We start from the raw sequence: 20,612 nt of genomic DNA, 5'->3' as shown, positions 1-20,612 counted from the left end.
TTTCTGATTTTTTCCTCTACATCCGGACGCGAAGGGTGTCAACTGCGGCCTTTAAGCTTGTCTCCTTGGCAAATTCGAGCAGTCCGCCGGCCTTGACAGACAATTTGCCGTCATTGTTATCAATGTCAATTTTTGCGGTTGTCCGCAGATCGCATTTGATGGCAATGGCCAGACCGGTCTCCACTGAAAGAGACAGGCCCTTAAACGATTCCAGCCCCAGTTTGAGTCCCTGATAGCTTGAAAGGTCTATGGCCGCGGCCTGGTGCATGGCGGCGTTTAGCGACAGTCCCTTAAAGGAGGACAGGCCGATTTTTCCCCCGGTGTAGGAGCCGATTTCTGTCTGCAGCCCCTTGGCAACGGTCAGATCCAGGGTGGCCGCCCTTTTGAAGTCAAAGGCCAGGCTCGAGGCCATTGTAAAATGAAAAGCGGTGCTGGCGGCCATGGTAAAGTCAAGAGAGGTGCTGGCGGCAAACTTCATGTCCATTGACATGGTGTTGGCCCAGTTGAAATCAAAGCTATGCACGGCATTGGGCTGTTTCTGGCTGATGCTGTAAGACAGCATGTTGCCCGTATGGGAGCACCATTTTGTCTCCTCGGTTTTTCCCTTTTCAGAAACACTGTAAAGGGTTTTTTTGCCCTTGCCGTTGTATTTTTCCTCCACGTGACGGCCGCCTACCTGGATTTCCTGAGATGATCCCTTTGTCACGGAAATCGTGCTGCCCTCGGTGTATTCGTAGGCGTCGCCGAAATGTTTTTCCACCCAGATGTTTTTCCAGCTGTCCGAGGCCTCATGGGCAAGATCAATCAATTGGTTTGTGGATCCGCCGTGCTCTTCTGACTTGACCGTGCGCCAGCCGTTCCAGTTCGGCCCGCCCGCATCCAGCAGGTCGTAGTCGTGTTCTTTGTTTAACTCCGGGCTCTGGTCCAGGTGTTCTTCCACGTAGCAGTTGCCCAGGTTATAATTCCAGTAGCCGCCAAAGTCATAAATATTGCCTTCCTGAAGGTTGACCGTATCAAGGGAGGACAGGTGTACATGCGCCTTTCGAAATACATCGCTGAAAAAGTTCGCCTGGGGCTGATGGCTGTTGTGAATATCGATCATGCCGGTGGGGTTGCATCCGCTGCCCTGGCCGAAGTTGGATTTCAAATCTTCGATCTTGGGCTCCCGGCCGTCTGAAAGCGAATCCTGCGGGTCATAGGCATGATACTCCCCGTAACGGTTCTGGGCCTCGCGCCACAAGTCCCCCGGAGAATGGATCCGGATGGCTTCATGCCGGTTTTTGTCCTCGAACTCGATGTAATTGTTGCCCCCCAGCAGGTTGCCGCGCCCGGTCTGAATCATCGACTTGGTCTGGTTGCGCTCGTTTACCGGGCTGATCGCCTGGGGGGTGGGCACGGCCCCGGCAATGACCGGCCGGTCCGGATCCCCTTCGATAAAGGTCAAAAGCACCTCGGTGCCCTTGTGCAGGGGAAAGTGCATTCCCTGGTTGGAGCCGGCATAGGGCTGCATCATTCGAATCCAGGCCGATGCCTTGCCGCCGCTTCGGCCGCTTCGGTCAAAGGGCAGAATCACCTTGTAGCGGCCCTCGGCATCGAGCTCCGCATAAGTGCCGTCGCCGGCCGCATCAATGCGTGCGTTTAGCGTACCGTAAAAACGGGGTTTTTCGGCTTTGCGCTCCGGGCGGAACTGAACCGATGCCGGCAGGGCCGTGACCCGGTTGACGTATGCGGGGCTGGTTTCCTGCTCCGAAAGCTGCCCGGGCAGGCCCGCGAGCATAAATGATGCCTGGTTTCCCTGGTGGGAAACTTCCACGGTCAGATAGTCCTGGTTGAATGCCGCACGGAAATGCTTGTCCAGATGAAAGGTGTAGCCGGGTCTTAGAAACGGGATGGTGGTGTCTCCGAAAAACGTCTGCATCCAACACTGATAGGACTCGGCCCGGATACGGGTCAGCCGGCCGGCCTGCTCCGGGCTTGTGAAGTGATCCCCGTAAAAATAGACCTGGCCGTGGCCTTCTTCAAACACATCCGCGGATCCTTCCAGCGGCAGCTCCGGGCGGCCGAAGTTATGATCCCTGAGATGGACGGATTTGGGCACCATTTTCTGGCGGCAGAAAAAATTCTTGATGACCTCCTCCCGGTACAAGGTATCCAGGCCGCTTGGCGGGGAATAGTAAATGCTCCGGCCTTCTGCCATGTATGTGTGGGCCATGCGGGTATCGGTGATGATCAGTTTTTCGCCGGAAGCGGTCTGCTCAAAGTAATAATACATGCCCTCGCGCTCCATTAGGCGCCGGACAAAGTGCATATGGGTCTCGCGGTACTGGCACACATATTCCCATTTCCGATAGGTGCCTTCCAGTCGGATATCAAAATCATCATTCATCAGGCCCCCGGAGCGAAGGACCTGCCCGATGATTTCCGGCACGCTTTTGTCGAGAAAAACCTGGTTAAAAGGTGTCTGGGTCAGCCACCAGATTCTGGGCACCAGGCGTGCCTTGTAAAAGCACATGGCCCCGACCTGGTGGAGCTGCTCAAACTCCGAGACAATCCCGTTAAAGCAGATATTGCCTTCCTCGCGCAGAAACGTGAGCCGGGCCGGGTTCTGGATGATTTCGTTTAAATCCAGCTCTATATCCGCCGACACAAGCTGGATGTCAAACTCATAGATCCTCGACAGCCCCTCGGTGCCGCTAAAGCGCACCACTCCGAAAATGTCTCCGGGAATACCAAGTGAAACAAAAGAAAACCGTTTTTCATTGGCCGCCATTGGGTTTTTCTCCTTGTCCCCGCCCTTCCCGGGCAGAGTCGCTTGTCACCGGGTGGAATGCTTTCCGGCCCCCGGCCGGGGCCGGAAAGCGGTTTTGCTTATGCAAATGCAATCTCAAACTCTCCCTGTTCGCCGGTAGTCAACGAAATGGTGCCGGGCAGTTCACCGTCTTCGCCCATGCCCTGCAAAAGCGTCTGGGAAATCTGCGGCATGACCTTGCCCTGAAGGATGTAGTCGATGTTTCGGGCACCGGTTTCCACCTCGGCGCAGCGGGCGGTAATCTGCTCGACCACATCATCGCCGTAGGTAAGTTTGATCTTGTTGTTCTGCTGCATGGTCTTTTGCAGCCTGGCCAGCTTCAGCCCCACCACCCGGGCCATGGCCCCGGGATTAAGGCTGTAATAGGGCACCACGGTCATCCGGGCCAGAAGCGCGGGCTTGAAATGCTTGGACAGCAGGGGGCGAACCGCCCCCATCACCGCGTCCATGGGCGGAATATCTTCTTCGCCATGGGTCATTTCCTGGATCACATCCGTGGCCAGGTTGCTGGTGAGGATGATCACGGTATTTTTGAAATTGATGTCCTTGCCCTCGCCGTCAGACAGGGTACCTTTGTCAAAGACCTGATAAAAAAGGTTCATCACGTCCGGGTGGGCCTTTTCCACCTCGTCGAGCAGCACCACGGAATAGGGGTTCTGGCGCACGGCTTCGGACAGCATCCCGCCTTCGCCGTAGCCCACGTAGCCCGGAGGCGATCCGATCAGGCGGCTGGTAGAGTGCCGTTCCTGGAATTCGCTCATGTTGATGGTGATGATATTGTGCTCCCCGCCGAACAAAAGATCGGCCACGCCCAGGCCGGTTTCGGTTTTGCCCACTCCGCTGGGACCCACAAGAAGAAACACGCCCAGGGGCTGGTCCGGATTTTTAATACCCGACTTGGCGGCCTTGATGACTTCTCCGATGGCGTCAATGGCGTGATCCTGACCCTTGATGCGCTCGCCGAGACGCTCTTCAATGTTTAAGATGGTCTGTACCTGATCGCGCTGGATCTTGCCCAGGGGGATGCCGGTCCAGTCCGAAACCACCTTTCCCACCACGTCCGGGCAAACCTCGATGCGCACCATGGGATCGTCTTTCTGGATTCCGGCAAGTGCTTTTGCGGCTTCGGCCAGTTGGACGTTGAGCGCTTCCTTTTCTCCGTTGCCCGATCCCTCCATGGCCTGGATCTGATTGCGGATATCGACGACCGCGGCGGCCTGGTTTTTTTCCTGCTGCCAGCGCGCCGTGATGCGTTCAATCTGCCGGTCCCGGTCTTCCATGGCCGCAAGCAGCTGCTCGTATCGCTCCGCCTCGACTTCAATACCGTTGTCCCGGTCCCGGTCAAGGGCCCGTTTTTCGCGTTCCAGGGCCTGGCGGGCCCGTTCGGCGTCGGTTAAAACCGGCGGCTTGGCCGAAAGGTTAATCTTGATGCGTGCACAGCTCGTATCCAGCAGATCAATGGCCTTATCCGGCAGAAACCGGCCGCTGATGTAGCGGTCAGCGTACTCGGCGGCCGCAACAATGGCGTCGTCTCTGACAATGACATTGTGGGAGGCCTCATAATTGTCCTTAAGCCCCCGCAGAATAAGGGTTGCAACCGATACATCCGGCTCTGCCAGCTTAATGAGCTGAAAGCGCCGGGCCAGGGCCGGGTCTTTTTCAAAGTATTTCTTGTATTCGCTCCAGGTGGTGGCGGCACAGGTTTTGATCTCGCCCCGGGCCAGGGCGGGTTTGAGAAGGTTGGCGGCATCCGAGCTGCCGGCCGAACCGCCTGCGCCGATCAGGGTATGGGCTTCGTCGATAAACAAAATAATGGGTTTTTCCGAGGCCTTGATCTCGCTTAAAACCCCCTTTAGCCGGTTTTCAAACTCGCCTTTCATGCCGGCGCCCGCCTCCAGTGCCCCCATATCCAGGCCCAAAAGGGTTACGTTTTGCAGCATTTCCGGCACGTCGTCTTCGGTGATCCGAAGGGCCAGGCCTTCAATCACAGCAGTTTTGCCCACCCCCGGCTCGCCCACCAGGATGGGATTGTTTTTCCTGCGGCGGGCCAGCACGTCAATGATTTGGTGAATCTCTTCCTCGCGGCCGAATACCGGGTCAATATCCCCGGCTGCGGCCTTGGCGGTAAAATCCTGGCAGTACTTGGCCAGATACCCCTCTGCCCCCGGCGCCCCGGATGCGTCCCCGGCTTCCCCACCTTCCTGCGGCGTCTGCTGCTGCTCCGAGGAACCCTCGGTGATTTTCCAGAAACTGCCCTGCAGGGTCTCGCGGTTGATTTTTTTGAGCAGATCCACAAACGGGCCGCTGCCAAAGTATGTGGGCCGGGTCAAAAAAGCCGTGAGAATCGCGCCGGTACGCACACGCCTGGCGCCCAGGTCAATGGAGGTGATCATCCAGGCCTTTTCAAACAGCTCCACCAGCAGGGGCGAAAATGTGGGTTTTCCCGGGTTGCCGGCCTTCTGGTCCTCCAGTGCGTCGGTTAACGCTGAGCTGACCCGGGCCGGGTCGATTTCAAAATATCGCAGAATCACCTGGATATCACCGGAGGTGTCTTCCAGGCTCTTGAGCAGAAACTGCTCCACGGTGATCTCGTAATTGGTCCGGGATACGCACAGGCCCACGGCATTGTGCAAGACGTTGGTGCTCTGGTCGTTTAGTTTTGAAAACAGGGATTTGATATCATGGTCCATTTCAGTCTCCGTGGTTTGTCTTTTTTTCAGCCAAGGGCCGTTTGCAGCCCGTATGCAGCATTGGGCTCCGGCTCCCACGGGTCGCAGTCCGGGCTGAGCAGCCAGGTGTGGTAGCCCAGCCGGCACCACTGCGGCCCGCCAAGTGTTGTGGTATGAATCTGATCCTTGTGAACAATAAACCGAATGTCCACGCTCAACGGGTGATCCAGGTATGCGTTGACAACCCGGGTCAGCCGGTCAAACTCTCCGGTTCCCGGCGACATGTCGTGAAACCGCGCCGAATCCAGTGGACCGCACCGGATGCGGATTTTGCTGTTGTAGTCAAGAATCCGGGCACCAATGTGGCTGTCGCCGCCCAGCTCGCAACCCTGGCGGCCCAGTTCGCAGCGCTGGTCCGGGTCAATAGCCACCCAGTGGGCTACGCATTGATCGATTTCAACTCCGGGAAGCCGGAAAAAGTCGGCGACCAGGGTTTTGAGTCCGAGCGCGGAGCGAGTCCCGCCCATAAACAATCCGGCATAGCACAGCAGGGCATCGCTTTCCGGAAGGCGGCGACGGATTTCGGGCTCGGTGCGCCCGATGAGGCTGTAGAGACGCTCAAGGCTGACCGGGTCTTTTTCGTCCACGATCTTGACCGGAAGGCGGTACTTGCTCCAGGATTCGTAAAAGAGTTTGAAAATCCGGTCATTGAAGATGTCTAAAAAATCTCGTTTGACGCTTTCTTCTTCAAAGGCCTCGTCAATGATTTCCTCGGTGTAATAGGTGGGCAGCGGCGAGGCCGGGCCGTATAATCCCAGGAAATTGGCCGTGATTTCAAAACAGTCGTGCTCTTGTGTGGAAATATCGCGAATAGCGGCCACGTCCACGTCAGAAAAACCCAGGGACACGGGCGGGCGTATTCTGACGCAGCTGCGCAGAAATTCGGAAAAATCCCCCCCGTTTTCACCGGCACGCCGCAGCAGGCGAATGACCTGAAAATAGCCGAACTGCTTCGGACGGGCCAAAAGGCGACTTTTCAATGTATCCGGGTCTTTCCGATGCGTATGGGCCATTGGGTCCTCTCGCCGCTTAAACCGTCGGTTACGGTCAGGCGGGTGTAACTGTTGATGGCTGCGTATTCGGCGAAAAATCGGTCCAGCAAGGCGGAAAACAGCAGAAAATCCCCCCTGGAGGCAAAGTTTGCCGCATTCATTTTGATTTCAATCTCAAAACCCCGGATCACGCCCCCCCGGATCACCCGGTTGCCCGGACTGCAGGAAACTTGGCTGATGGCCTGAATGCGCTTGAGATTGGCCTGCACCACGCTTTGGTCCTGCATGGCGGCAAACACGTATAAGCGAAGCAATGTCTGCAGGCTGTCGGCGTCCATTATAGAATGCAGGTTCACCGACAGATGCGACAACAGATTCCACAGCAGGTTGCGGTCGAGCGGCGGGTGGGCCATTTTTGTGGGGTAACCGATGTTTTTAAAGGTGCACAGCTCAGGAGAAGTACTGGTGGCCCTGCAGATATCTCCGGCCTGGAGCGCTGCCGGCCGGTCGCCGTTGGTACAAAGCAGGTCAATGGACAATGTCTCCGCCCGGACCCGGTTTTCTTCCGGATAACCCACGCCGATAAACATTTCCGGGGCCCTGGCGTGGATGGAAATGCGCCTGCGGATAAAATAACTGCCCCGGTCTCCGTCGGCTTCCCGGAAATGTTCAAACGGGGCATATTCACGTTTTTGCACGGTTCCCTGGACAATTCCGGTGACTTTTTCCACGGAAAATACGCTGTAGTGATGCCGGTCCTTGCCTGCGGGGATGATCCGGTATTCGCTGTTCCTGTGGTCCAGGGAGATGGGCACGGCGTCATGGGCAAACAGGTTGACCGCGGGCACCACAAACAGGGCAAACCGCTCAGCCTTCAGATCCCGCGGGATTTCGGCATGGCGCTCCAGTTCGAACTCCACTGCAAACCGGTCTCCCGATCCCCGCTCCTGCCAGCTCTCCCAACCGTACAAATCGAAAAACAAAAACTGCTCTGGAAGGATAAAGTATTCCTGCAGCAGGCGGAAAACCGACAGGGACTGGCCCGGATACGGCACCAGAGCGGTTTGATCCTCTTCTATGGCGTTTTTCAGATGGTCCCGGCCCGCAACCGTGACCGCCCGGCCGTCTCTTTCGGGCACAAAGCGGATGTTGACCGTGTGCCGGTCTATCAGGGCATAAAGATCCGCAGCTTCCCCGATGGCCCCGGGCAGGTGCAGCCGGAGCTTTTCCGGCCGCCACTGATCAAGGGTCAGTCCCGAAAGCCGAAAGTGGATGCGCAGTACCGGATTCTGCCCGATTTTCTCCTCCTGGTCCACGGCGGTGATCCTCAGAGGATGAATCTCTGTGTCCCCGCAGGTCCGGAACGTGCAGGGCTGATCTTTTACCGGCACAGAGTCTATTTCGGTTTGCGCGGGGATGGTAAAGCTTTGCATCAGACCGGGTTTGGGTTCAAAGGCCATCATGACTGCTGCGGGAATCGGCTGCAGGTAGTGGGGAAACACCAGCTGCATCAGCCCCTGGATGATTTCCGGGAAATCGTCGTCAAGCTTTTCCCTGAGCATACCGGTCATAAAGGCTGTTGCCTCAAGCAGCCGCTCCACATCCGGATCCTGGGACGTGCCGGTCAGCATGGGCGCAAGGGCGGGATGGGCCCGGGCAAATTCAACCGCCAGTTCCCTCAGGTGCTGTAGTTCCTCCTGGTAATATTTCTGGGTCATAAAACCTTTCAGCCTGTTGGTATAAACGCTTTTCAGAGACCGGCAAGTCAGATCAGATCGATTTTTCCTTCCGGATCCACCACGGTTTCAAAGGAGATGTCCATATCCGAATTGGGCAGCCGGAGTTTGCCCTCGATCTTGAACTTGAGTTTCAGCACCTTGTCATCTTTGGGCAGCACTTCGATCCGGGTCCGGGTCAGCCGGGGCTCATATTTCTCCAGGACTGTTTCGATGTGGCCGGAGAGCTGCTCATAGGTCATGTCGTCAAAGGAGCGGATCATGTTGGTGAAATCCGGCAGTCCCAGGTCATCTGCAATCATGGCGCTTCCCTGGCGGGTGTTGAGCAGGGCCTTTAAATGCCCGAGAACGGACGCCAGAATCAGTTCCGCATTCCATACCCCCCTGCGGTCCGGATCCTGTTCATACGCGCGCAGCCGCTCAAGCAGCCTGAGACCTTCCATGCCGGCCGACCTTTTTTCTTTTTATTCCGGGAAAAAACAGCCCCTGGAGACGAACGCACAGGTTCGTCTCCAGGAGACATACCATCCTTAATCGAGAGGACCATTATTGCATTTTGCTTTCTTCCGTCCTCCGTCCTCCGCCTTCTGACTTCTGACTTCTGTCTTCCGGCCTCCGGCTTATGCCTTGGGCGCTTTCCAGTCGTCTTCTGACTCAATGCCGTCGGGCTCATAAGTCCAGATGATCTTGGAATAAGTGAACTGCAAAACTTCCATGTCCTGGTAGGGCTTGTTTTCCTCCAGAAATGTCATGGGCTTGTAGGCCCGTGTGGAAACCAGAATGGCGCCTTCGAGTTTGGTGGTAAAATAGTGTTCTTCCTGGCCCTTTTCGTTGATCCGGTAATACTGGATCTCCACCGTCTTGAACTGCTCGCCGCTGCAACAGGCCTGGTAGAGCTTCGGGGTGGCCTTGTCAAAATGCTTGGTCACCTTCAGGGGATGATGGATCCGCTGGCCCGTGGGCATGCCGGTATGCGTATCCTTGGGAATTTCGATCTCGTGATCAATGGCATAGAGCAAAATCATGTCTTCCCGCCCGCCCTGGCTGCAGTCGCCGTCAATTTTGCCCTGGTTGTTGCCCTCCAGGGTCATGTAACTTGTCATTGCCATAATGCTCTCTCCTTGGTTCTGGTGAAAGGGTTATCGGTTTGCGGGCAGGCCTTATTCCTTATCCAGCTTGCCCACCAGCGAAAGCGTAAAGCTGGCGCCCATGTATTTGAAGTGAGGCATCACCTTCAGCGAAACCGTGTACCAGCCCGGGTCGCCGGCCACGTCTTCGACGCTGATCTGGGCCCGGCGCAGGGGGCGGCGGGAACGCACCCCGGCCGCGGGGCTTTCCTGGTCGGCCACGTACTGGCGGATCCACTTGTTGAGCTCGTCTTCCAGGTCTCCGCGCTGTTTCCAGGTACCGATGTTTTCGCGCTGAATGACCTTGATGTAATGCGACAGCCGGTTGATAACAAACATGTAGGGAAGCTGCATGCCCAGCTTGTAATTGGTCTCGGCTTCCTTGCCCTCAGGGCTGTTGCCGAAAGACTTGGCCTTCTGGCAGGAATTGGCGGAGAAAAACGAGGCATTGTTGCTGCCCTTGCGCATGGTCAGCCCGATAAAACCCTCTTCTGCCAGTTCGTATTCCCGCCGCTCAGACAACAGCACCTGGGTGGGGATCTTGCTTTGAATCGCGCCCATGGACTCGTAGTTATACACCGGCAGATCATCCACTGACCCGCCGCCCTGGGGTCCGATGACATTGGCGCACCAGCGGTATTTGGCAAAGCTGTCGGTCAGCCGGGAAGCAAAGGCAAAGGCCGTGTTGCCCCAGAGAAAACTGGAACTCCCGCCGGAGACGTCCTCGCTGAAATTAAAGGATTTGGCCGGCACCGTGTCTTCGCCGTAGGGCAGGCGAAGCAGGAACTTGGGCAGGGTAAGTCCCACGTAGCGGGCATCCTCGGATTCCCTGAAGGCTCTCCACTTGGCGTACTGGGGCCCTTCAAAAAGTGAGGATACATCCTTGAGATTGGGCAGTTCCTCAAAGGACTCAATGCCGAAAAATGAAGAGCCGGCCGCGGCAATAAAGGGGGCATGCGACATGGCCGAAACACTGGCGATATTCTGGAGCAGCTTCATGTCCTGGGGCCCGGGCCCGAAATCATAATTGCCGATGATGGCGCCGTAGGGCTCTCCGCCGAACTGGCCGTATTCCTTGGTGTAAACGGTTTGGTAAAGACCGGACTGGGGGATTTCCGGGGCGTCTTCAAAGTCGTCGAGCAAGTCCTGTTTGCTGGCGTTTAAAATCGAGACTTTAATGTTTTCCCGAAAATCCGTATTGTCCACCAGGTATTTGAGCGAGCGCCAGGCCGATTCCAGCTTCTGGAATTCCTCATTGTGGAGAATCTCGTTGACCTGGGCGGAGAGCTTCTGATCCAGGTCTGCAATCATTTCATCCACAATGGCCTTGCTGATCTTCTCACCCTCGCGCTCGGGTTTGAGCAGCTCGTCAATAAAGGCCTGAACCCCGGTCCGGGTAATGGAGTAGGACTCGTCGGAAGGCGAAATCTTTGTTGCCCCGAGGATTTCATCGAGCAGTGAGCCCTCCTGGCCCGACGCCTCCTGGTCTTGCTGTTGTTCCTTTTTTTCTTCAGCCATAATGCGCTCCTTATTCTTCTAATCCGAGTTCTTTGAGCAGGCGCTGCCGGGTGCCGTCGTCTGCAACGATTTCCTGGAGTTTTTTGCGAAACGCGGGCGTGTTGCCCAGCGGGCCCTTCAACGCGGTCAGCGCTTCGCGCAGCTGCTTGAGCTGGGCCAGTTCGGGGACTTTTTCAACGATTTGATCCGGGTCAAAGTCCTTGATGCTTTCAAATTTCATGTTCACGGCCATTTCTCCGCCTTCTTCGGCATCGGCGCCTTCTTTGGCCAGTTTGTTGGGCACGCCGAAGGTCAGTTCCAGATTCTGGGCCTTTAACACATCGTTGAAATTGTTTTTGTCCACATTGATGGGTTCGCGGTCCTCGAGCATCCGGTCGTCTTCTTTTGATGTGAAATCGCCCATCACCATGACCTTCAGGGGCAGCTCCACTTCTTCCTTTGCATCCCCGGTTGCCGACTTGTAGGTGATGTTGACACGTTCCTTGGGGGCCACGGATCCTTCTTTCGCCATAATACTCCCTCCCTTTTGTTATGTTGGATAAGCTTGATGGTGCCGTAAAAAGTCCAATATCTGCGTTACGCGCAATTTCTCAGAATTTCACGTACGAATAACTACGCTGCATTCTCCGAAATTGCGCAAGCCCTGATCTTGAACTTTTTACGGCACCATCTGAAATCAGACTTTTTACGGTGCCATCAAGCTTTTGTCATGCTTTGTTTCCTGTGTTGACAAGTGCGGTCAAATGCCGGAAATCTTGAATGCCGCTGCCGGATTGATCCGCGCAATCCGGTCAAACACCGCCCCGGCCCGGTCCCGGAGCCGCTCCCGGGCGCAGTCCCTGAACCCGGCATAAACCAGTTGAAGTCCCTGCAGGGCAAGTCCTGGCTCCCAGGATTCTATCCCGTGGAGGTCAATCTCGGCTTCCAGGGCTTCGAGCTGGGGCAAAGCCAGTTCCGCCCTGCCGGCATTGATCAGCACCCGGCACAGGCTGATGCGAAACAGCAGGGCATCCCGGCCGGAACTACAGGATGCCAGCTGCTCCTGGAGCAGTTCCACGGCCGCGACCGTTTTTTTGCTTTTCACCAACTCACCGGCCTGCGCCTCTATTTCGGGGTGCCGGCTGCCGGTTTCCGGTCCGGCCTGCCCTGCCGGACCTGAGAGCACCTCCTGTTGAGCGGTATCCGCACCGGTAATCGAATTGAGCCATTGCCGGGTCTGGCTGTCGCAAAACGGGGTGCCGTCTGAAAATGCCAGATTTTCAAGGCCGGGCAACCGTTTGACAAACATGGCCGTCTCCCGGCAGATCATCTCCTGCGCCGGTTCATATTTTGCACCAAGGGCTTCCAGGCCCCGGGCTGCCATGCGGTTTAAATCCAGCCAGAACAGGTGCTCCCGGAGGCGGGCTTCGGCTGCGGCCACAGCGTTTTGACAGTCCCCGGCCGCAAGCTGATCCTCCAGTGCACTTTTAACCGCCGGGTCCGGCGGCGGCAGGGGGGTCTTGTTTTCCTCCTGGACAAGGGGCAGCGCGTCAACGGTCAGCCAGGCGTAAATCCGGTTTAACCGGTAAGCCATGGGGTTGGCGTCATTGATTTTGAGATAATACCGGGCCAGCCGGCCCAGCGTGTCCAGGGATGCGTTCAGGGCCTTTTTTGCATCCCTGTCAGATTCCGGAGCCTGGGTCATTGCCGGGGGAGCCGGCGGTGCGGGCGCTGGTTCAGCAGGCTTCGGAGCCTTTTGTTGGGCTTGTTTTTCCTCAGGCGGCCCTCCGGCATCCCGGACCTTTTCTTTTGCGGCCTCCTGATCGGTGTCGCCGCCACCGGCTTCGGCTGCGGCCCCGGCGGTTTGGGGTTGGGCTTCGGCTTCGGGTTGCGCCTCGGCTTCGATTTCGGGTTCGGGTTGGGGCTCGGGCTCGGGCTGCCGGGCCTCCACCGGAATTTTATCCACATGCTGAATTAACGGGCGCAGCATCGGTGCGTCATCTGCTTTTTCAGCAAGCAGGCCGTCGAGATCCGACAGGGTCTTTTTGATGTCATCAACGGCCTCGGCGGGCTGAGCCGGGGATTGATAATCGTTGATAAATTTTTCCGCACGGTCATACCACCATTTCAGGGCGTTAATGCGCCCCTTTTTGCGCTTTTTGGGCGGAAACAGGGTGTCCCAATAGTTTTCCACCAGGTCTTTTAGCACCTGCGTGCCCTGCTGCAGACCTTCGAACTGCCGGGTTTTGATCAGGGCCTCGGCCATGTAGGCGGCCACAAGAAGATTCTTGGATTTCTCAGCCAGAAGCACGGCACCCAGCTCAAGGACCCGGTCCCAGTCCACCTGGCCGGCCTGTTCCGAGACAACAGAAAGTTTGTCGATTTCATTCTGAATCTCTTCGAACTCCGGCAGATAGGTGGTATCCTCGCCTGTCGGGGCCTCTTGACGGATCGGGGTTTTTCCCAGGGATAATATGTCCATGCCTGCTCTCTGCGACTGATTTGTCTGAAAAAACACTTTTGTATGTTATCGGACAATCCGCCTGAATTTTTAGTGACGGGTTTTGCCCACTGAAGCCTTTAAAAAATCCGCCGCCCCCAGGGGGCGGTAATACAGGTACAGGGCCGTGCGCCCTCCCGTGTTTCGAAAAAATGCGCTGCCCGGCCCCAGGTCCACGGCTTCCCGGATTGCGGTCATCCAGGAGAAAAAAACCTCTTTTTCAGCGCAGTCCGGTATACTGCCGGCTTCATCCGGAAAAAAGCAAAGCATTTTCTCCCGGATAAATCGGTTTTTTCCGGCCGCCAGATTCTGCTGTACGATTTTTCGGATGGCTGCCATACTCCCGGGTTCAGCGCATCCGGGCTGTACGGCAAAGTCCGGCTGCGGGATCCGGCCGAATGCATTTTTAAAGTCAGCAAATGCGTCAAACCGTTGTTCCAAAAAATCCGCCATGGCCTGCCAAGGGGCCATGCACCAGACAGGCAGCATTTGCCAGGCCCCCCGGGCCCTTTTGGGCAGCACCCCCTTCATTGCACACAAAACCGGAGCGGGCCGGCCTTCTGCATCGGTGCTGGCGGCTATGATGCCGCAGGCAAGGTGCACGGCATTTGCAGACATGATCCAAAACCGGGCGCTTGTCCCGGAATTTTTTTCAAACCCGGAAATCCCGGCATTTTGCCACCATCTGTCCAGCCACTGGACAAAGGCGTAAACCATGGGCTCATCAGCGTTGATCCGGATATAATCTTTAAAAGCGGGATGCTTTCCCCAAAATGAGCGTGTCCATTGCATTGCCCGCGCTACCTTTTCGCGATAATGGTTTCAGGCACCTTCCGGGGCACGTCTGTCAACAGCCGGATCACCGGGTCGGCGCCCCGGATTTCGTAAGCCACCCGAATACTTGAAATATCCCAGTTTTTCAGCAGCCGGGATTGCTCTGGAAAATCTTTGGGGGTGAAAGTTCTTACCCCGTCCCGAAAATCCCGCAGAAACCGGGCAAAACCCATTTCACCAGAATAACGGTATGTCAGCTTTGTATCCGGCAGCAGGATGGTCAGTTCCACGTCGCCGCACTGGTTCATCTGCCATGTAAACAACCGGGTTTCGCGAAAATTGTAATTTTTGAGCCGCGTCTGACCGTCTGCACAGGACAGGTTCAGCATCACCGCATACGGGCTTTTCTCCGCCCCTTCATTGACCTGCACCGGCAAGGTGCTGATCTGCACCTTGTATTCGGGTTCGACTTCCACGGTGCCTTCGGCCCCCTGGTCCAGAAACAGAAAAAAATCATTTTTAAAAGCCATGGACCGGTTCAGGCCGGTGGCAGCATAAAAACCTTCTTTTCCCTGCTCCACAAAGGGTTTGGCCGGCCCGTCAAGAAACTTCCAGACCGCGCCGTCGGGCCGCTTGAAAATGGCGTAGGGAACCCGGCCGGGATCCATGCCCCGGGTGTTGGCCAACACCATGGACTCCCATTTTTTCTGCACCACGCCCTGGGCCTGCCGGACGGCGAAATCGGCCATGTAATCCAGGGGCCCTTCAAGCAGCGCCCCGGCAACCGAGGGATCCTTGCTTGCCGCCAGACGCAGGAGCAAACCCGAAAATTCATCCTGGGCGGCATGAAACTCGGATTTTTGCCCCGAAGCCCCGTTTCCGGGGGAGAAAAAATCACCGGCCATCTCAAAAGCGGTTTGAATCCGGTTTGCAGCCGGCTGCAGCTTTTCCAGGGCTTCGAGATAGTTGTGCCACTGCTCAGCGGCAGCCAGCTGTTTTTCCCTTTTTCGGGCCGCCTCGGGCGAAGTCACCGAAAGGGTTTTACCCGCTGCCGCAGATCCCTTGTCCCGAATCCGGTCGACCAGGGAGGCCTGCTCCTGCCGGGATTCGGTACGGGTATTTCGCACTTTTTCGATTTCCAGGACAGTGGCTGCCCAGGCCGGCGGATCATCTATGACCCGGAGCTGTTCGGCCATCTCGGATAACAGCCGGAAATAGGGGTTGTCCGGGGTGCTCATGGATTGGGCCAGTTTCCTGCGCTGCACCCCGGATACGGCAAAATCCGGGGCCCGGGAAAAGCTGAGCGCAAAATTGGCCCATGCCTGCAGATAGTCGTTTTCATAACGCTGCCAAAAGGCCTTTTCAGCGGTTTCAAGCCCGTCGCCCGGATCCAGAATCTGCCGGATCTGACCGATAAATTCATGAATGCGCTCTTTGCCCTGCCGGGTGTAGGCCGCGGGCACATAGGCGGCAATGGACTCGTGGCCGTCGTTTTCAGTCTGACCTGTAAATTCTACCCAGTAACGATCCATGGAAACAGGCGACACATGCGGCATTTTTTTTGCGGTGAGCCAGTTGAGCTCCACCCCTGAACCGTTTTCCCCCGGAGCCCTGATTTTCAGCAGGTCTGAAAAAAGCCCGCCAAGGGTTTTGACCTTTCGGGCCATGGCCTGCCGGTTGTCTGCAAGTTCCAGGTACTTGTAATAGTTGCGGGCGAACTGCAGGGCGATGTCGTTTAAGACAGTTTCATCCATGACCAGCCAGATCTCCGAGGCGACGTCCGTGAGCACGGATTCGGAGTCAGGCCTGCGGCCTTCCAGGTAATCGTTGAGCACTCGTATGCGGCCCGCCATGTGGGCCGCATAGTCGGCGACAACCGCATTCGGGGTATTGGTATCAAATTGATTGATGTTTTTTTCCAGCTGCTTGTCCATGGGCGTTAAGAAGTGATCCCGGAAGCTTTGCACATAACGATCCACGAACCGGTTTTCCACTTCCAGGCTGTGATCCAGGCCAAAGCGGGGAATGCGCCATTTGCGGTTAAATTCGCGAATCTCGCCGAGCTGCCGGCCATAGGCATCCAGCATCAGCACGTCGGTTGCCGCATCACCGGTAAAATCCGGAGGCGCCTGGGCGTGCCGGGCGATTTCTTTTACAGCCTCCGTGTTTTTGATGTAAGACAGGCTGACCATACCCAGAAGACAAAGGCACAAAAGCGCCCAGGCCGTCAGGCCGAACCGCCTGGTGAGCCGCCGCCATTTGAGGTATTCCAGAATCGGCCGGAAAAGGTGGCGGTCTGCGGGCAGGATGCGCTTGAAAAAATCCCTGAGAAAAATGCCGTTGCGGGCCTGTGCCGGCTCCGGGCACGCAATGCCGAACTGCTCGACAAACTCCGAGCAGGGTTCTCCGGTCTGTGTGCCGCTGGAATAGTAAACACCCGTGAGCATGGGGGTTTCCTGGTAGGGGTTTTCCTGAAACGCGCCTTCGGCAAAGGCTTTTAAACCAGCATGCAGCTTTTCGAACTCATCCGGGAACATGAGCACGCCGGGATCGGGCCGGGTGGCGTGCTGGATGATCAGCAGCCGAAAGTCCTTTAACCGCTCGCACACATGACGATGAGCGGAATCCAGAAAGTCCTCCCAGTACTGTCCGGCCTCCGGGCTGCTAAAGCCCATTGCCTGGTTAAGACGGTCTTCGGGCAGAAGCCGGCTGAAAGGGTTGAAGCCGTGGACCCGGTCGGTTTTGGTCACCATGAGATAAACCGGGAATCTGGCCCCGCACACCCGCATGAGCTGATCAATTCGTTTGCGCAGATTCAGTCCGTTTTCCCGCAGGGTGTCTGCGTCCTGGGTCAAAAGCTGATCTGCACCCACAGTGAGAATCAATCCGTTTAACGGCTCTTTTTTCCGGTACCTGGCCAGCAGGCCCAGAAAGCGTTCCCATTCCTCCCGGTCCGGCTCCTGGTCAATGGGGATGGAGTATCGCCCGGCCGTGTCCAGGACAATGGCTTCGTCAAAAAACCACCAGTCAAAATTCCGGGTGCCCCCAATGCCGGTGTTGACTTCAGCCACCGGGGAATTTGCCTTGGCGTTTTTAATGGCCGTTGTCTTGCCGGTGCCCGACTCTCCCATCACCATAAACCAGGGCAGCACATAAAGCGGGTTGCCGGCTTTCTTCAGGTTGGACTGGCGCAGCAGGTCCACGGATTTTTTCCATTTGTCCTGCAGTTCCTGCAGCTGGCGGCGTTCATGCAAAGGCGCCTGGCCGATGGCTTCATCATCCTGGGCAATGATCTGCTTGACGAACTTGCGTTCCCGGCGCTGGAGAAAGTATCTTTTGAGAAAGAAAAAACCGAGCACGAGACCTAAAATGCCGGCTCCCATGGCCACGCCCACCCACCACGGCCATTGTTTGGCAATGACCAGAAATGCAATGCCCGCGGCCAGGGCCAGTAGCAGCAGCGTGTATAAAAAGTATTTCAAAATTTTACGAATCATGGTCCCGGATCCGATTTTTGCAGTTAAAACAATTTTTCCACAAGGCGGCCGAGGCTTTCATAGTAGAAAACATAGGCGCCGATCACGGCAACCGGCGGCAGTGCGAAAAACAACACGGCCTGCCACAACCCCTGTCTGCCGGAAAAACTTTTCCCCGCCCCGGCCCTGTCCTGGTAGGCCTCAGGAAACAACGATTCAGGCAGGTTCATCTCCTGGTCTTCGGAAAAATATTTCAGCAGATTCTCCACCTTGATCTCGGAGAGCTGCATCTGATCGTCATCCGTGTAATACCGGCCCTTGTAGCCCAGCGCCAGGCAGTAGGTGAAGACCTCCCGGATTTCCCGGTCGGTTTCCTTGAGTTTTTCAAGCCGGCTGAAAAATTCCTGCCCGGCCATGGTGGTCTGGAAAAACTTGAGCTGCAGCTGGTTTTGCTGCCATTGCCCCTTTTCCGGCCAGTCCGAGCACATGATCTGTTCATCCACCCAGGCGCAGACCGGGAAACAGGCCTTTTTCCAGTCCGAGCTGGAGATTTTGGCCTGCTGGGCGTAACGGCCCGAGCGTTTTAAAAGTGCGTCATAGTCGGCCTGCACAGTCTGGAAATCCGTCTGGCCGCCGCTGCCGCAGTCCACCCGGTACAGGGTATAGGCAATAATCTCCATAAAGCAGTCAATCAGCCGGACCGCCGTCGGGTTCGGCTTCCGGGCCGGGCTTGCGGAATGGTTTGATTCGTTCATGGCCGTCACTCCGAAAATTGGAATTGATTGGCAAACCGGAGAACAGCAGCCGGTCAGGACTGCTTCTGCAGGACAACGAGTTCCGCGTACAGGTCATCCGGGGGATTTTCCCAGTAAATCTGAATATTTTGACTGCGTTCAACATAACGCCAAAGCCCGTCGGACCGATCAAGCCGGAAATACTGGGAATCTGACCGTCTGGGAAGACCCGGCGGCGGAATTTTTGTCTGCTCCAAAGCAATGCCCGGCAGTGCCCTGGAAATCAAAGTTGGCATATGATCCACGGAGCAGATCTTGACAATATTGGTAAGTGCTTTTTTCAGGGCTGATTCCTTTGTTTTGCTGCGGATCACCAGGTAAAATTCGTTTCTCCGGTCAAGGGCTTCGGGCGGGATTTCCGCCCTGAAACCGATATCATCCTTTTCCAGACGAATAATGTGTTCCGGGCCGATGATGATGTCGTTTAACAGCTCGGTGATCAGGGTAGTGGCATCGGAAAAACAGCGCGTCAAATCGTTGTGGTCATATGCGGGCATCAGCTTGACGTCATTGGCGGTCTCGCCAAGGGCGTTGATCCGGTCGGAAAAGGAGCTTAGCTCTCCGACAATCTGCCGGAAAAGAGCATATACCTGCCAGGGATGCACGCTTGGTGCCTCAAGCAGGTGAAACAGAGCCGGGGCATACCGGTTTAAAGACCGCAGGGCCAGCAAATAAACCATGTATTCGGTGTCAAAACTGGAGGTCTGCATCTCCTTGGGGCTTTTGTATTCCTGGAGCTGTCGGCAGCGGGAGGCGATCTGATCCCGGACAGATTTGATCATTTGAAAAAGGCCGGCAGAACCGGTGACCGAAAGACACGGCGGCACAAACTGTTTTGACAGCAGGATATCTTCACCTTCCCGCCAAAGCTGGGCAATGGGGATAAGGGTGTAATCGTCTAAATCCGTGATTTCATTTTCCCAAAAAATACGCAGCAGAAACTGGAGCTTCCGAACACTTGCCCGGGGGCCGGCCGTGTAGATGTCTCCCACCTCCCCGGCCTCCCTGAAGGCCACCAGCCTGGCGGCAGCACTGCTCAACGCGTCGCTGTTCTCCAGAACCGCCACATTGGCGGCGTTGGGATCGAGTTTTCTCAGGCCGAGATACACCGTAAAAGGCTTGTCCGCCTCCACCCATGCATGGTCAAAGGACCTGGACTGAAGCAGGCTGTTTCCGGGAAATTCCACCCAGGTGCCGTCCTGAAAAATCAGATCCGCCCGGTTGATTTCCATGGTCTGGTTTTTCAGTGCGTCCTTGTTGATCCGGTTTTCGATAATGCCCCAGAAATGCGGGGTGAGTTGTTCTTTCAGAGGAAGCAGCAAAGACTGCTGGTATTGATCAAACTGCTGAAAATGATGGGGCTGTAAAAACAGGCCCTGGTGCCAGTATAACGGACTTTGTGACTTCATGAAGCGTCCCTGCTTGTATGCATCTGGTTGGCGTCAAGCTCAATGTTGATATGCAGATCTGCGGGTTCAACCTTGATTTTTTTTCTGATCAATCCTTCTTCGGTTCGTTTGACGGGAATACGCAGGACCGCACTGCACAATTCCGGCCGGCTGTTGAAATAACCGGCCACCAGCCCGATCCAACGGGCCTCTTTGACCCGGTCAAGGACCAGGGTCTTTTTTGTACCCGGGGAAATCACAAATCGCTGAAGATCTTCCAGGTTTTTCAATGAAACGGTTTTTCGCTCGTCGGGGTCATAGAGGTTTAGCAGGCGTTTGATGCCGTCCGGGCTTTGAATATAATTTTTGAAATCTGAGGCTTCGCTTAACTGGTAGGCCATCAGGATCAAGGTATGGGGGGAATTGTTGTATTCGTTGAGCTCCGGCGAGGCCTGGTAAGTGATTTGAAACGCGCCGGCTTTGAAATCCCAGTTGACCTCCGGGGGCGGGTCGGTCCTTTTGGCCCCGCATGCAAAGCAAAGCATCAGCAGGCCGGCCAGAAAAAAAAAGCATCGCCCAAAACTGCCGGTTGAATATTTATGGCAACAATAACTGTCCATCAAATCCCATTGCGCACGATTATGTAATCTAAATTTCAGGCATTTCGCCATTCACCGGAAATAGCTTCGCAAAAATTCCATAATACCTTTTGTTTGTAAAGAAAAAGTTTACATTTCCTTCATCAAAACGGGGTTATAAAATAGTATCGGTCGGGCAAACAAAATCTTAA

14 protein-coding genes are annotated in these 20,612 nt (G+C 56.0%); all 14 read right to left on the bottom strand.

Annotation, left to right across the window (positions count from 1 at the left end; translation table 11 throughout):
• Positions 1-16 precede the first annotated feature (16 nt).
• Positions 17-2,770 carry a type VI secretion system Vgr family protein gene (locus HNR65_RS02885; protein WP_181549922.1) on the bottom strand — a complete coding sequence of 918 codons (2,754 nt, stop codon included), beginning with the start codon at positions 2,768-2,770 and terminating at the stop codon, positions 17-19.
• 98 nt (positions 2,771-2,868) lie between these two features.
• A complete protein-coding gene (gene tssH / locus HNR65_RS02880) occupies positions 2,869-5,499 on the bottom strand; it encodes a type VI secretion system ATPase TssH (protein WP_181549921.1) in 2,631 nt (876 codons plus the stop codon).
• A gap of 26 nt (positions 5,500-5,525) precedes the next feature.
• Positions 5,526-6,551: a type VI secretion system baseplate subunit TssG gene (gene tssG, locus HNR65_RS02875; protein ID WP_181549920.1), complete on the bottom strand. Its 1,026-nt coding sequence runs from the start codon at positions 6,549-6,551 to the stop codon at positions 5,526-5,528.
• Complete coding sequence (gene tssF, locus HNR65_RS02870) at positions 6,515-8,248, bottom strand: type VI secretion system baseplate subunit TssF (protein WP_181549919.1); 1,734 nt, start codon at positions 8,246-8,248, stop codon at positions 6,515-6,517. Before tssF ends, tssG begins: the two co-directional genes overlap by 37 nt.
• 47 nt (positions 8,249-8,295) lie before the next feature.
• Positions 8,296-8,709: a type VI secretion system baseplate subunit TssE gene (tssE, locus tag HNR65_RS02865; RefSeq protein ID WP_181549918.1), complete on the bottom strand. Its 414-nt coding sequence runs from the start codon at positions 8,707-8,709 to the stop codon at positions 8,296-8,298.
• A 177-nt stretch (positions 8,710-8,886) separates the two neighbouring features.
• Positions 8,887-9,375, bottom strand: coding sequence for an Hcp family type VI secretion system effector (locus HNR65_RS02860; protein WP_181549917.1), 489 nt, complete (start codon positions 9,373-9,375; stop codon positions 8,887-8,889).
• Between the two features lie 51 nt (positions 9,376-9,426).
• Positions 9,427-10,911 (bottom strand): type VI secretion system contractile sheath large subunit, encoded by a 1,485-nt coding sequence (gene tssC, locus HNR65_RS02855; RefSeq protein WP_181549916.1) that lies wholly within the window; start codon positions 10,909-10,911, stop codon positions 9,427-9,429.
• A gap of 10 nt (positions 10,912-10,921) precedes the next feature.
• Positions 10,922-11,422, bottom strand: a complete 501-nt coding sequence (tssB, locus tag HNR65_RS02850) for a type VI secretion system contractile sheath small subunit (protein WP_181549915.1) — start codon at positions 11,420-11,422, stop codon at positions 10,922-10,924.
• Positions 11,423-11,650: 228 nt separating this feature from the next.
• Entirely contained in the window at positions 11,651-13,372 is a 1,722-nt protein-coding gene (tssA, locus tag HNR65_RS02845; protein ID WP_181549914.1) for a type VI secretion system protein TssA, read from the bottom strand.
• A 69-nt stretch (positions 13,373-13,441) separates the two neighbouring features.
• Entirely contained in the window at positions 13,442-14,182 is a 741-nt protein-coding gene (locus tag HNR65_RS02840; protein WP_181549913.1) for a TagF domain-containing protein, read from the bottom strand.
• Between the two features lie 8 nt (positions 14,183-14,190).
• A complete protein-coding gene (locus HNR65_RS02835; protein WP_181549912.1) occupies positions 14,191-17,661 on the bottom strand; it encodes a type VI secretion protein IcmF/TssM N-terminal domain-containing protein in 3,471 nt (1,156 codons plus the stop codon).
• 23 nt (positions 17,662-17,684) lie between these two features.
• Entirely contained in the window at positions 17,685-18,395 is a 711-nt protein-coding gene (locus HNR65_RS02830) for a DotU family type IV/VI secretion system protein (RefSeq protein WP_181549911.1), read from the bottom strand.
• Positions 18,396-18,448: 53 nt separating this feature from the next.
• Entirely contained in the window at positions 18,449-19,843 is a 1,395-nt protein-coding gene (gene tssK, locus HNR65_RS02825; protein ID WP_181549910.1) for a type VI secretion system baseplate subunit TssK, read from the bottom strand.
• Positions 19,840-20,367, bottom strand: a complete 528-nt coding sequence (locus HNR65_RS02820) for a type VI secretion lipoprotein TssJ (RefSeq protein WP_181549909.1) — start codon at positions 20,365-20,367, stop codon at positions 19,840-19,842. The genes tssK and HNR65_RS02820 overlap by 4 nt, the downstream gene beginning before the upstream one ends.
• Between the last annotated feature and the right edge of the window lie 245 nt (positions 20,368-20,612).

This window comes from Desulfosalsimonas propionicica, assembly GCF_013761005.1.
GTDB lineage: Bacteria > Desulfobacterota > Desulfobacteria > Desulfobacterales > Desulfosalsimonadaceae > Desulfosalsimonas > Desulfosalsimonas propionicica.
The sequence above is the reverse complement of the archived record's forward strand: the minus strand, read 5'-3'. Positions and strand labels throughout refer to the sequence as shown.

Bases quoted from the DNA above. Each gene is read 5' to 3' on its own strand.
- HNR65_RS02885 (WP_181549922.1), bottom strand. From the start codon at position 2,770: ATGGCGGCCAATGAAAAACGGTTTTCTTTTGTTTCACTTGGTATTCCC.
- tssH (WP_181549921.1), bottom strand. From the start codon at position 5,499: ATGGACCATGATATCAAATCCCTGTTTTCAAAACTAAACGACCAGAGC.
- tssG (WP_181549920.1), bottom strand. From the start codon at position 6,551: ATGGCCCATACGCATCGGAAAGACCCGGATACATTGAAAAGTCGCCTT.
- tssF (WP_181549919.1), bottom strand. From the start codon at position 8,248: ATGACCCAGAAATATTACCAGGAGGAACTACAGCACCTGAGGGAACTG.
- tssE (WP_181549918.1), bottom strand. From the start codon at position 8,709: ATGGAAGGTCTCAGGCTGCTTGAGCGGCTGCGCGCGTATGAACAGGAT.
- HNR65_RS02860 (WP_181549917.1), bottom strand. From the start codon at position 9,375: ATGGCAATGACAAGTTACATGACCCTGGAGGGCAACAACCAGGGCAAA.
- tssC (WP_181549916.1), bottom strand. From the start codon at position 10,911: ATGGCTGAAGAAAAAAAGGAACAACAGCAAGACCAGGAGGCGTCGGGC.
- tssB (WP_181549915.1), bottom strand. From the start codon at position 11,422: ATGGCGAAAGAAGGATCCGTGGCCCCCAAGGAACGTGTCAACATCACC.
- tssA (WP_181549914.1), bottom strand. From the start codon at position 13,372: ATGGACATATTATCCCTGGGAAAAACCCCGATCCGTCAAGAGGCCCCG.
- HNR65_RS02840 (WP_181549913.1), bottom strand. From the start codon at position 14,182: ATGCAATGGACACGCTCATTTTGGGGAAAGCATCCCGCTTTTAAAGAT.
- HNR65_RS02835 (WP_181549912.1), bottom strand. From the start codon at position 17,661: ATGATTCGTAAAATTTTGAAATACTTTTTATACACGCTGCTGCTACTG.
- HNR65_RS02830 (WP_181549911.1), bottom strand. From the start codon at position 18,395: ATGAACGAATCAAACCATTCCGCAAGCCCGGCCCGGAAGCCGAACCCG.
- tssK (WP_181549910.1), bottom strand. From the start codon at position 19,843: ATGAAGTCACAAAGTCCGTTATACTGGCACCAGGGCCTGTTTTTACAG.
- HNR65_RS02820 (WP_181549909.1), bottom strand. From the start codon at position 20,367: ATGCTTTGCTTTGCATGCGGGGCCAAAAGGACCGACCCGCCCCCGGAG.